The sequence below is a fragment of the Enterobacter sp. RIT418 genome, from assembly GCF_003057745.1.
In the GTDB taxonomy this organism is placed as follows: domain Bacteria; phylum Pseudomonadota; class Gammaproteobacteria; order Enterobacterales; family Enterobacteriaceae; genus Enterobacter.
On the sequence record NZ_QBJD02000013.1, the window covers coordinates 129,457 to 142,354 of the forward strand.

Sequence of the window (12,898 nt, forward strand, 5' to 3'; positions counted from 1 at the left end):
CAGTAAGAGGACAACGACGTGCGATTTCCGAACCAACGTTTAGCGCAACTTTTCGATCTGTTGCAAAACGAGACGCTGCCGCAGGACGAGCTGGCGCAGCGGCTGTCGGTTTCCACGCGAACCGTCCGGGCGGACATCACCGCCCTCAACGCGCTGCTGGCGAGCCACGGCGCGCAGTTCGTGCTGAGCCGCGGCAGCGGCTATCAGCTCAAAATTGACGATGCGGCGCGCTATCAGGCCCTGCAGGATTCCCACCCGCGCGCGCTGCGCATTCCGCGGACGGGAACGGAGCGCGTCCACTATCTGGTGGTGCGTTTTCTGACCTCGGCGTTTTCGCTCAAGCTGGAAGATTTGGCGGACGAGTGGTTTGTTAGCCGCGCTACGCTGCAAAGCGACATGGTCGACGTGCGCGACTGGCTGGCCCGCTACAGCCTGACGCTGGAGACCCGGCCGCGCCACGGCATGAAGCTGTTTGGCAGCGAAATGTCGATTCGCGCCTGCCTGACCGATTTGCTGTGGGAACTGGCGCAGCAGGACAGCCTGAACCCGCTGGTCACCGACGTGGCGCTCAACGCGGGCGTGCCGGAGCAGATGGTGGCGGTGCTGCACGACGCGCTGACGCGGCACCATATTCGCCTGACCGACGAGGGCGAGCTGTTTCTACGCCTCTACTGCGCGGTATCGGTGCGCCGCATCAGCGAAGGCTATCCGCTGCCGGAATTTCACGCGGAAGACGTTGAGGAGAACGTGCGCGATGCGGCGAAAGAGATCGCCGCCACCCTCCAGCAGCTGGCGGGCAAAGCGCTTTCGCCTTCGGAGGAGAGCTGGCTGTGCGTGCACATTGCGGCGCGGCAGATCCAGGAGATTGCGCCGAGCGCGATCAATGCCGACGATGACGAAGCGCTGGTCAACTACATCCTGCGCTACATCAACACCCACTATAACTACAACCTGCTTAGCGACGCGCAGCTGCACGCGGATTTACTGACGCATATTAAAACCATGATTACCCGCGTGCGGTATCAAATCATGATCCCCAATCCGCTGCTGGATAATATCAAGCAGCACTACCCGATGGCGTGGGACATGACCCTGGCGGCGGTGTCGAGCTGGGGCAAATACACGCCGTACGTCATCAGCGAAAACGAGATTGGTTTCCTGGTGCTGCACATCGGCGTGGGATTGGAGCGGCACTACAACGTGGGCTATCAGCGCCAGCCGCGCGTGCTGCTGGTGTGCGATGCGGGTAATGCGATGGTGCGCATGATTGAGGCGGTGCTGCAGCGTAAATACCCGCAGATTGAGATCGCCCGCACCCTGACCCTGCGCGAGTACGAGCTTGCGGACGCGATTGGCGAAGATTTTGTTATTTCCACCGTCCGCATCAGCGAAAAAGCGAAGCCGGTGGTGACAATTGCGCCGTTCCCGACGGACTACCAGCTGGAGCAAATTGGCAAGCTGGTGCTGGTGGACCGCACCCGCCCGTGGATGCTGGATAAATATTTCGACGCCGCCCACTTCCGCATCATCAATGCCCCGGTCGACCAGCAAACCCTGTTCCGCGAACTGTGTGAACAGCTTGAAGGCGAAGGGTTTGTCGGCGCAGAGTTTCTGGACTCCGTGATTGAGCGTGAGGCCATCGTCAGCACCCTGCTCGGTGACGGCATTGCGCTTCCGCACTCCCTCGGGCTGCTGGCGCAAAAAACGGTGGTCTATACCGTGCTGGCCCCGCAGGGCATTCAGTGGGGCGATGAAATCGCGCACGTGATTTTCCTGCTCGCCATCAGCAAAAGCGAATACGAAGAGGCGATGGCGATCTACGATATTTTCGTCACCTTCCTGCGCGAGCGCGCGGTGTCGCGGCTGTGCGGCTGCAGGGATTTTGGGGAATTTAAGGCGGTGGCGATGGAAAGCTTGAGCCGGTTTTGAGAGGCGTTATCCAGAATTCGATGTAATGCAAATGTAATGCTAAACTGCATTACATATTTGCAATTATGGGAGGCATAATGGCCACGCTAAACGTCCGCCTGGACGAAAAACTCAAGAATGAGGCTTATGCCGTGCTGGAAAAACTCAATATTACGCCAACGGAAGCGGTGCGCCTGCTGTTTCAGTATGTTGCTGAAACGGGGCGGATGCCGGTGAAAACCGTCACGATCAGCGACAGCGAAGAGGCGCTGATACAGACAGTCCGGGAGCGGCTGGCGAATCCACAAAAGGGAATTAAGGTTAGTCTGGATGACCTATGAACTTGAGTTTGATCCGAGGGCGTTAAAGGAGTGGCACAAGCTGGGTGATACGGTGAAAGCCCAGTTCAAGAAGAAGCTGGCCGACGTGCTGGTGAATCCCCGGATCGACTCTGCCCGCCTGCATGGCCTGCCTGACTGCTACAAGATAAAACTCCGATCCCAGGGCTACCGTCTGGTGTATCAGGTGCAGGATAAGGTGGTAACGGTGTTTGTCATCGCTATTGGCAAAAGAGAGAAATCAGCCGTCTATCAGGAAGCGAATAAACGGCTTTAGCGCTTAGCGCAAATGATGCACAACCTGGTTGCTGCTGCCGCGCCAGATAAGCGCCGGGTCTTTTAAGTCCTGCACGAACTTGCCGTCGACCAGCACGTTGATCAGATCCACCACTTCCATCTGAGCGGCGTTCAGTTCATCCAGCTTATAGCCCGTCCAGACCCAAATGTCTTTTCCCGCACACTCAGTTCGAATGCGTTTCACCAGCCTGAGAATATCCGGCACGTTCTGTGGATGGAGCGGATCGCCGCCGGAAAGCGAAATCCCCTGGCGGTGGATGCGCGTATCGTTCAGGTCGTTGACGATCTTGTCTTCCATCTCTTTAGTAAACGGCATGCCCGAATTAACGCGCCAGGTGCTTTTGTTGTAGCAGCCGGGGCATTCGTGAACGCACCCGGAGACAAACAGGGTGCAGCGGGTGCCGGGGCCGTTGACGATGTCGACAGGATAGTATTGATGGTAATTCATAGCGTTAACCTGATGCCCTTACCCCTCACCCCGCCCTCTCCCCATAGGGGAGAGGGAGAAAGACCGCACCGTGCAGTCCCCTCTCCCCTATGGGGAGAGGGTTAGGGTGAGGGGGAATAATTCGGTAAAAACTTACCCGATCTGCCCATTCCCCAGATGCTTCACGCGGCGCTTCACCTCTTCCTGCTTGCCGGCGTTGAACGGACGCGCGTCCGGGCTGCCGAGGTAGCCGCACACGCGGCGGGTGACGGAGACGCGGGCCGCATCGTGGTTGCCGCATTTCGGGCAGGTAAAGCCCTTGCTGGTACACTCAAACTCGCCGGTAAAGCCGCACTCGTAGCATTCGTCGATTGGCGTGTTGGTCCCGTAGTACGGCACGTGCTGGTAGCTATAGTCCCACACGTCTTCCAGCGCCTTCAGGTTGTGCTGGATGTTCGGGTACTCGCCGTAGCAGATAAAGCCGCCGCTGGCGATCGGCGGATAGGCCGCTTCGAAGTCGATTTTGTCGTACGGGTTCACCTTTTTCTCCACGTCCAGGTGGAAGCTGTTGGTGTAATAGCCTTTATCCGTCACCCCGTTCACCACGCCGAACTCGGCGGTGTCCAGGCGGCAGAAGCGATCGCACAGGTTTTCGCTCGGCGTGCTGTAGAGGCTGAAGCCGTAGCCGGTCTCTTCTTTCCACTGGTCAACGGCGTCGCGCAGGCGCTGCACAATCGCGATGCCCTTCTCGCGCAGCATTTCGCTGTCGTACATGTGCTGGTCGCCAAACAGCGCGTTAATGGTTTCGTGGATGCCGATATAGCCCAGCGAAATCGACGCGCGGCCATTTTTGAAGATCTCAGACACGTCGTCGTCGGCCTTCAGACGCACGCCGCAGGCGCCTTCCATATAGAGGATTGGGGCCACGCGCGCCTTCACCCCTTCCAGACGGGCGATGCGGGTCATCAGCGCCTTACGCGCCAGCTGCAGACGCTCGTCCAGCAGCGCCCAGAACGCGGCTTCGTTACCTTTCGCTTCCAGCGCGATGCGCGGCAGGTTAAGGCTGATTACGCCCAGGTTGTTGCGCCCGTCGTGGATCTGCTCGCCGTTTTCGTCTTCGTACACGCCGAGGAAGCTGCGGCAGCCCATTGGCGTTTTAAACGAGCCGGTGACTTTCACCACCTGATCGTAGTTGAGGATATCCGGGTACATGCGCTTGCTCGCGCACTCCAGCGCCAGCTGCTTGATGTCGTAGTTCGGATCGCCAAACTTGTGGTTCAGGCCGTCGCGAATGGCGAACACCAGCTTCGGGAACACCGCGGTTTTGCGGTTTTTGCCGAGGCCGGAAATGCGGTTGCGCAGAATGGACTGCTGAATCAGGCGCGATTCCCAGCTGGTGCCGAGACCAAAACCGAAGGTCACAAACGGCGTCTGGCCGTTGGCGGTATGCAGGGTGTTCACCTCATATTCCAGCGACTGGAACGCGTCGTAACACTCTTTTTCGGTGCGGACATGCGCGTAGCCGTCGGCGTCCGGGATCTGCCACTCTTCGGCGGTTTTGCGGTGCTTGTTGAAGCTCTCGGTGACGAACGGCGCGAGCACTTCGTCAATCCGGTTAATGGTGGTGCCGCCGTAAATATGGCTGGCTACCTGGGCGATAATCTGCGCCGTGACCGCCGTCGCGGTGGAGATTGACTTCGGCGGCTCAATCTCGGCGTTACCCATCTTGAAGCCCTGGGTCAGCATCCCCTTCAGGTCGATCAGCATGCAGTTAAACATCGGGAAGAACGGCGAGTAGTCGAGATCGTGATAGTGGATCTCGCCGCGCTCGTGCGCCGACACCACGTCGCGCGGCAGCAGGTGCTGACGGGCATAGTGTTTGGCCACGATACCGGCCAGCAGGTCGCGCTGGGTGGGGATCACTTTACTGTCTTTGTTGGCATTTTCGTTGAGCAGCGCCGAGTTGGTCTGCTCGACCAGGCCGCGAATTTCCTGGTTCAAACGACCGCGCTTTTCACGCTGAACGTCGCGATCGTGGCGGTATTCAATATAGGCGCGCGCCAGCTGCTTGTATGGGCCGGACATCAGCTGGTTTTCGACAGCAGTCTGAATATCGTTGATGTCCACCTGGCTGCGTTCGTTCATCTGGCTGCTAACGACTTCTGCGACGGTGGCGCAGTAATCTGCGTCATCGACTCCCGCTGCTTTAGCTGCACGCAGAATGGCTTCTTTAATGCGCTCTGATTTAAACGGCACTTTACAGCCATCACGTTTCATCACATGCGGTGTCATGATCACTCCATTTTTAAAAACAGGTTATCCACAGAGGCGGAGAAGGCCATGCCGGACGATTTGTCAGCCGGGCCAGAGATTTCCCTCGTTCCCAACGCCTGTTATCCACAATTCCGGCCAGCGTTGATGCCGTCTTGTTGTTGGAATAGTAGACGATAAATACAAGATGTTGGGTCGGGATGCATTTTAAGTGCTACATATAGTGATTTGCATCAAACATGTTTGCGATTTTTTTGATTCAGAACAAGGTAAAAAGACGAGAGTACAAACGGCGGGCGATACAGCGTTTGTAAATCTAGGAAGGAAAAATCTGATTAATTTTTCAACAAAAACAGCAAAATAAGCCGGACGCTGCGGGCGCCCGGCGGGAGTTTACTGCTGTAGCCACCAGGTGGCTTCAAACGGACGCAGCGTCGTCGTTTCCGGCGTCGGGTAGTTGCTCATCACGGGCTGCATACTGTCGTTGATGAACGCTGACGGACACGCCTGCGGTTCGCCGCTCAGGTTCGCCACCACGAGCAGCGTCTCGCCCTGCCAACGGCGGCGATAGCACCAGAGGGAAGGGTGCTCCGGCAGGAGATCCTCGTAATCTCCCCACGTCAGCACCGGCAGCGTTTTGCGCAGGCGAATCAGCGACTGGTAGGTGTAAAACACCGAATCCGGGTCGTCCAGCGCCGCGCGGACGTTGACGGTTTCATAGTTATCGCAGACGCCGATCCACGGCTCGCCCTCGGTAAAGCCCGCATTGTGCGAGGCGTCCCACTGCATCGGCGTACGGCCGTTGTCGCGCGATTTACTCGCCAGGATGGCTAATAATTCCTCCGGATCGCGACCGTTCGCCCGCAGTTCGGCGAACATGTTGAGGCTTTCCACGTCGCGATAGTCGGTGATGCGGGCGAAGTGCGGGTTGGTCATGCCGATCTCTTCACCCTGATAGATGTACGGCGTGCCCTGCATGCCGTGCAGCACCATGCCGAGCATCTTCGCGGCAGCCGCGCGGTGCTCGCCCTCGTCGCCAAAGCGCGAGACGATGCGCGGCTGGTCGTGGTTACACCAGAACAGCGCGTTCCACGCCCTGTTGTGCATCCCCTGCTGCCAGTGGCTGAACAGGGTTTTCAGGGCCACGTAGTCCGGTTTTGCCCGCGTCCACTTCTCGCCGCCGGGGTAATCCACCTTCAGGTGGTGGAAGTTAAAGGTCATCGACAGCTCGCTGCCGTCGAGCGCGGCGTATCGCTGGCAGTTCTCAAGCGACGTTGACGACATTTCCCCCACCGTCATCAGGTTTCGCGGGGTAAAGACGTCGCGGCTCATCTCCTGCAGATAGTCGTGGATGCGCGGTCCGTCGGTGTAAAAGCGGCGGCCGTCGCCGTACTCGTCGTCAGGGAAATCCTGATCTTTCGAAATCAGGTTAATCACGTCGAGGCGCAGCCCGTCCACGCCGCGATCGGCCCAGAACGCGCAGACCTTTTTCAGCTCGGCGCGCACGGCCGGGTTTTCCCAGTTGAGGTCTGCCTGCTCGGGGGCAAACAGGTGCAGATAATACTGCTCGCTCTCGGCGTGCCAGCGCCAGGCATTGCCGCCAAACTTAGAGCGCCAGTTGTTCGGGAGCTGCTCGGGCGTGCCGTCGCGCCAGATGTAGAACTGACGGTACGGGCTCTCTTTGTCCAGCGACTCGCGGAACCACGCGTGCTGCGTCGAGGTATGATTCAACACCATGTCCAGCACGATGCGAATGCCGCGCCGGTGCGCCTGCGCCACCAGTTCGTCAAAGTCGTCGAGCGTGCCGTAGGCCGGGTCGATGGCGGTGTAGTTGGCTACGTCGTAGCCGTTATCCACCTGCGGAGAAATGTAGAACGGCGTGAGCCAGATGGCGTCGATGCCGAGGGTTTTCAGGTAGTCCAGGCGCTGCGTCACGCCGCGTAAATCGCCGGTGCCGCGCCCGGTGGTGTCCTGGAAGCTCTTTGGGTAAATCTGATAGATGACGCCGTTTTGCCACCAGTGAGGAAGGGTATTCATAATGCGTTCCTGCAAATGCGAAGGGGCGCAACTGCGCCCCGAATGAGAAAGTTAAACAATCTGCAGCGTGCCCTGACGGAACTTACGCTGGTAAATCACGGTGGTGAGCGCCATCGGCACGATAATCGCCACCGCCATCGCCAGCGCAAACACCTGCCAGAAGGTCGGCTGGATGGAGAGGATGCCCGGCAGGCCGCCGACGCCAATCCCGTTTGCCATCACGCCGTTCAGGCCGCAGAGCAGGCCCGCCAGCCCGGAGCCGATCATCGCGCAGAGCATCGGGAAGCGATATTTCAGGTTAATGCCGTACATCGCCGGTTCGGTCACGCCGAGGTAGGCAGAGATAGCCGCCGGAACGGAGATCTCACGTTCGTTGTGTTTGCGGCTGACGATAATAATGCCGGTCACCGCCGAGGCCTGCGCGATGTTAGACAGCGCGATGATAGGCCAGACCGGCGTGCCGCCGAGGCTTTGAATCATCTGCATATCAATGGCGAGCGTCGTCTGGTGTACGCCGGTAATGACCAGCGGCGCGTAGAGGAAGCCGAAGAGGGCGGCGCCAATCGGCGCGAAGCTGCCGGTCATCAGGTGACGCACCGCGAAGGCTACGCCGTCGCCAATCATACGGCCAAACGGACCGATAAACGCGTGGGCCAGGAACACGGCCAGAATCAGCGAGCAGACCGGGACGACCACCAGATAGAGATAATCCGGCACGATGCGCTTCAGGCGCGTCTCAATAAAGCCGAGCGTCAGGCCGGCCAGCAGCGCCGGGATCACCTGCGCCTGATAGCCCACCTTGGCGATGGTAAACAGGCCGAAGTTCCACACGTCCGGCACCTGCTGACCAAGTAAGTAAGCGTTCATTAACTGCGGAGAGACCAGCGTGACGCCCAGCACGATGCCGAGGATCGGCGTGCCGCCCATCTTGCGCACCGCCGACCAGCAGATGCCCACCGGCAGATAGAAGAAGATCGCTTCGCCAATCAGCCACAGGAAGTCGTAGATGCTTTGCAGCGCGGGATACATCTGCGCCAGCGTTTTGCCGTCGCTCATCGGCACGTCGCCGATGACGTTGCGGAAGCCCAGGATCAGACCCCCGCTGATCAGCGCAGGCAGCAGCGGGAAGAAGATTTCCGCGAAGTGGGAAATCAGCTGCTCGTGCCACTTCATATTCTGACGCGCCGCTTTCTTCGCCTGCTCCTTATCGGCAGATGAATGCCCGGTTGTTGCCAGCAGAGCCTGATAGTAATCACCCACTTCGGTACCAATCACCACCTGGAACTGCCCGGCGTTGGTGAAGCAGCCTTTTACCATTTTCAGTTCTTCAATGGCCTTCGGATCGGCTTTGGTCGGATCGTTTAACACAAAGCGCAGGCGGGTGATGCAATGGCTGACGGTCGCAATGTTCTCGCGCCCGCCGACCAGGACAATGAGCCGATCGATATCGGCCTGATTAACTTTACTCATCATGAAACCTCATGACAGATGGGGAAGGATGTAATGACCTGAACGCAAGCCTACGCGTTAAGCGCGACGGCGAAAATGGGAACGTTCCCGAAATCGGGCGAGGATCACAATAAATCGGTTTTCAACGCTTAAGCGAGGTGGGAGGGAACGACGATCTGGCGCGGTTCGGCGCGTCCGTTGATCTGCTCGATCAGCTGCGCGGCGGCCTGCCTGCCGGACTCGGCATAGCCGGGGTCAACGGTGATAATTTCAGGGTGTAAAAACGTCATCAGCGGCGTGCTGCCCACGCTTGCCAGCTGAACCTGGCTGACCCGCTGCTCCTGGAGATATTTGCTCGCGCCCAGCGCCAGGGTGTCCGTGGCGCAGACCAGCGCGGTGGTCTGCGGCGTCAGGACGCTGGCGACCTGCTCATAGCCCTGCTTCATGCCAAGCCCCGGCAGGGACGCCACGGCGGGAAGATTATTTTGCTTGCAGAACGTCAGATACGCTTCGTGGCGGCGCTTGCCGGTGGTGACGTCGGAATGCGGCACGCCCAGGTAGCTGATATGGCGGTGACCGTCGTCGAACAGGCGCTGCATCAGGGTGATAATGGCGCCTTCGTCGTCATAGCAAACGGAGGCAAACCCGCTGGCGTCACGCGCCAGCAGCACCAGCGACGGCTGCCAGGGCTTGAGGATCTCTTCTTTTATGCCGGTAAAACCAAACAGCACCACGCCGTCGATGTTGCGGCGCTGAAGCATGCCGAGATGCTCTTCCACCATCTGCGGCGAGAACTGGCTCTCCATCATGATCGGGTCGTAGCCCTGCTCGTAAAAGGCGGGCAGCATGGTCTGTACGGCGAGGTTTTCTGAGAGGGAATCGAGGCGCGAGACGATAATCGCCACCACTTTGTCGCTCTGGCCGCGCATGGCGCGCGCGGAGCGGGAAGGGGAAAAGCCGTGCTGGTTCATCACCGCTTCGACGCGTTCGCGCGTGCGTTCGCTGACACCGCTTTCGTTGTTAAGCACGCGGGAGACGGTCGATTTTCCCACGCCGCTTAAGCGCGCAATGTCTTTAATCGTAAGGCGGTTCTGCATGCTGTATTCCCTGTATCAACGAAAACGTGGTCAATTGAGCCTATCCTGATAGCGTGATTTCGCTATGGGCAAAGTCTGGTTTACGTTTGGTTTATTTGCCCGGCGTTATAATACCGCCCGAATCGTCACAACCGGTATGGTTAAATCCGTATACTGCGCGCCGACATCCTTTTTTTAACTTACCGGAGGCTTTATGGATCCCGATCCCGCACCTCTCCTGAACGGGAGAGAACGTTCTTTCCGGTAAGCCAGCCTTCTCGCTGTCTCACCGGTGCTGTGAGGTAGCGACGTATCTTACGTTCCTGCTTTAAAAATGAAAGTGCCTGTCAGGTACGGCCTTTGCGTGCCTGACGGAAAAACTGCGTCCGCATGTGCGGATGCGGGGGAATGACTATGCTGAAAAATATTACCCGGCAGCTGCTCGACCAGCTGAACCGCCACCTGCCGCGCCGTCTGGTCGCGCGCGACCCGCTGCCCAACGCCAAAAATATCGCCGGGGCGACGATCCCCGCAAGCCTGACCGCGCGCTGCCTGAACGCGGCGGCGATGGATGAAAATGAAGTCTGGCGCGCGTTTGGCGGGCATCCTGAAGGGCTGAACGCCGCCGAGGTCGAAAAAATCCGCGCCGTGCACGGCGATAACCAGATCCCGGCGCAAAAGCCGGCGCCGTGGTGGGTGCACCTGTGGCTCTGCTACCGCAACCCGTTCAACCTGCTGCTGACGGTGCTGGGCATTATTTCGTACGCCACCGAAGATCTGTTCGCCGCAGGGGTGATTGCGCTGATGGTGGGGATTTCCACGCTGCTGAACTTCATTCAGGAAGCGCGCTCCACCAAAGCCGCGGACGCCCTGAAGGCGATGGTCAGCAATACGGCCACCGTGTCGCGCGTGATAAACGATCTCGGCGAAAACGCCTGGGTTGAGCTTCCCATTGACCAGCTGGTGCCGGGCGATCTGGTGAAGCTTGCCGCGGGGGACATGATCCCGGCGGATTTACGCATCATTCAGGCGCGCGATCTGTTCGTGGCGCAGGCGTCCCTGACGGGCGAATCGCTGCCGGTTGAGAAGGTGGCGCGCTCTCGCGAGCCCGATCAGGTGAACCCGCTTGAGTGCGACACCCTCTGCTTTATGGGCACCACGGTGGTGAGCGGCACGGCGCAGGCGATCGTCATCGCGACGGGCGGCAATACCTGGTTCGGCCAGCTGGCCGGGCGCGTCACGGAGCAGGAGAGCGAGCCCAACGCGTTTCAGAAGGGGATTGGCCGCGTCAGCATGTTGCTGATTCGCTTTATGATGGTGATGACGCCAATCGTGCTGCTGATTAACGGCTACACCAAAGGCGACTGGTGGGAAGCGGCGCTGTTCGCGCTCTCGGTGGCGGTTGGCCTGACGCCGGAAATGCTGCCGATGATCGTGACCTCCACGCTGGCGCGCGGAGCGGTCAAGCTCTCTAAGCAAAAGGTGATCGTGAAGCACCTCGACGCTATCCAGAACTTTGGCGCAATGGACATTCTCTGCACCGATAAAACCGGCACGCTGACGCAGGATAAAATCGTGCTGGAGCACCATACCGACATCTCCGGCAAGCCAAGCGACCGCGTGCTTCACAGCGCCTGGCTCAACAGCCACTACCAGACCGGGCTGAAAAACCTGCTCGACGTGGCGGTGCTGGAAGGGGTAGACGAAGAGGCGGTGCGCACGCTGTCCGGACGCTGGCAGAAGGTGGACGAAATCCCGTTCGACTTCGAGCGCCGCCGCATGTCCGTGGTGGTGAGCGAGGAGCCGGACATCCATCAGCTGATCTGCAAAGGGGCGCTGCAGGAGATCCTCAACGTCTGCACCCAGGTGCGCCACAACGGCGAGATCGTGCCGCTGAACGACACCATGCTGCGCCGCATCAGGCGCGTCACCGACAACCTGAACCGTCAGGGGCTGCGCGTGGTGGCGGTCGCCACCAAATTCCTGCCCGCCCGCGAAGGGGACTATCAGCGTATTGATGAATCCGATTTGATCCTCGAGGGTTATATCGCATTCCTCGATCCGCCGAAGGAGACCACCGCGCCGGCGCTGAAGGCGCTGAAGGCCAGCGGCATCACGGTAAAAATTCTCACCGGCGACAGCGAGCTGGTGGCGGCAAAGGTGTGTCATGACGTGGGGCTGGACGCGGGTGACGTGGTGGTGGGCAGCGAGATCGAACCGCTCTCCGACGACGCGCTGGCCGCGCTGGCCCAGCGCACCACGCTGTTTGCCCGCCTGACGCCGATGCACAAAGAGCGTATCGTGACGCTGCTTAAGCGCGAAGGGCACGTCGTGGGCTTTATGGGCGACGGCATTAACGATGCGCCCGCGCTGCGCGCGGCGGATATTGGTATCTCCGTGGACGGCGCGGTGGATATCGCCCGCGAGGCGGCGGATATCATCCTGCTGGAAAAGAGCCTGATGGTGCTGGAAGAGGGCGTGATTGAAGGACGCCGTACCTTCGCCAACATGCTGAAGTACATCAAAATGACCGCCAGCTCCAACTTTGGCAACGTGTTTAGCGTGCTGGTGGCGAGCGCGTTTCTGCCGTTTTTGCCGATGCTGCCGCTGCACCTGCTGATTCAAAACCTGATGTACGACGTGTCGCAGGTGGCTATCCCGTTTGATAACGTGGACGACGAGCAGATCCAAAAGCCGCAGCGCTGGAATCCGTCCGATCTCGGCCGTTTTATGCTGTTCTTTGGCCCGATCAGCTCCATCTTTGACATTCTGACCTTCTGCCTGATGTGGTTCGTGTTCCACGCCAACACGCCGGAACATCAGACGCTGTTCCAGTCCGGCTGGTTCGTGGTGGGGCTGCTGTCGCAGACGCTGATTGTGCATATGATCCGCACGCGCCGCATTCCGTTTATCCAGAGCCGCGCCGCCTGGCCGCTGATTATCATGACCGGCCTCGTGATGGCACTCGGTATCGCGCTGCCGTTCTCGCCGCTGGCGGGATACCTGCAGCTGCAGGCGCTGCCGCTGAGCTACTTCCCGTGGCTGGTGGCGATCCTCGCGGGCTATATGGTGCTGACGCAGATGGTGAAAGGGTT

Annotated in this window: 9 protein-coding genes; 4 read left to right on the top strand and 5 right to left on the bottom strand. The window is 59.4% G+C overall.

The window, feature by feature from the left end:
- The first annotated feature begins 18 nt into the window (after window positions 1-18).
- The 3 genes from DBY73_RS16030 to DBY73_RS16040 all read left to right on the top strand — a co-directional run bounded on the left by DBY73_RS16030 (window position 19) and on the right by DBY73_RS16040 (window position 2,523).
- Window positions 19-1,929: a PRD domain-containing protein gene (locus DBY73_RS16030; protein ID WP_112012060.1), complete on the top strand. Its 1,911-nt coding sequence runs from the start codon at window positions 19-21 to the stop codon at window positions 1,927-1,929.
- 77 nt (window positions 1,930-2,006) lie between these two features.
- Window positions 2,007-2,249 (top strand): type II toxin-antitoxin system RelB/DinJ family antitoxin, encoded by a 243-nt coding sequence (locus DBY73_RS16035; protein ID WP_112012061.1) that lies wholly within the window; start codon window positions 2,007-2,009, stop codon window positions 2,247-2,249.
- Entirely contained in the window at window positions 2,239-2,523 is a 285-nt protein-coding gene (locus DBY73_RS16040; protein WP_112012062.1) for a type II toxin-antitoxin system RelE/ParE family toxin, read from the top strand. The genes DBY73_RS16035 and DBY73_RS16040 overlap by 11 nt, the downstream gene beginning before the upstream one ends.
- Window positions 2,524-2,526: 3 nt before the next feature.
- On the opposite strand, the gene nrdG is transcribed toward DBY73_RS16040, so the two are convergent.
- The 5 genes from nrdG to treR all read right to left on the bottom strand — a co-directional run bounded on the left by nrdG (window position 2,527) and on the right by treR (window position 9,824).
- Window positions 2,527-2,991: an anaerobic ribonucleoside-triphosphate reductase-activating protein gene (gene nrdG / locus DBY73_RS16045; RefSeq protein WP_112012063.1), complete on the bottom strand. Its 465-nt coding sequence runs from the start codon at window positions 2,989-2,991 to the stop codon at window positions 2,527-2,529.
- Window positions 2,992-3,123: 132 nt separating this feature from the next.
- Window positions 3,124-5,262: an anaerobic ribonucleoside-triphosphate reductase gene (gene nrdD, locus DBY73_RS16050; RefSeq protein ID WP_112012064.1), complete on the bottom strand. Its 2,139-nt coding sequence runs from the start codon at window positions 5,260-5,262 to the stop codon at window positions 3,124-3,126.
- Between the two features lie 372 nt (window positions 5,263-5,634).
- Window positions 5,635-7,278 (bottom strand): alpha,alpha-phosphotrehalase, encoded by a 1,644-nt coding sequence (treC, locus tag DBY73_RS16055; protein ID WP_112012065.1) that lies wholly within the window; start codon window positions 7,276-7,278, stop codon window positions 5,635-5,637.
- 51 nt (window positions 7,279-7,329) lie between these two features.
- The gene (treB, locus tag DBY73_RS16060) at window positions 7,330-8,748 is read right to left on the bottom strand and encodes a PTS trehalose transporter subunit IIBC (RefSeq protein WP_181573250.1); all 1,419 of its coding nucleotides are present in this window, start codon (window positions 8,746-8,748) and stop codon (window positions 7,330-7,332) included.
- Window positions 8,749-8,876: 128 nt separating this feature from the next.
- On the bottom strand, window positions 8,877-9,824 hold the full coding sequence (gene treR, locus DBY73_RS16065) for a trehalose operon repressor TreR (RefSeq protein WP_112012067.1): 948 nt from the start codon (window positions 9,822-9,824) through the stop codon (window positions 8,877-8,879).
- A 393-nt stretch (window positions 9,825-10,217) separates the two neighbouring features.
- On the opposite strand from treR, the gene mgtA reads away from it, so the two are divergent.
- On the top strand, window positions 10,218-12,898 hold a 2,681-nt coding region (mgtA, locus tag DBY73_RS16070; protein WP_112012068.1), incomplete at its 3' end, for a magnesium-translocating P-type ATPase.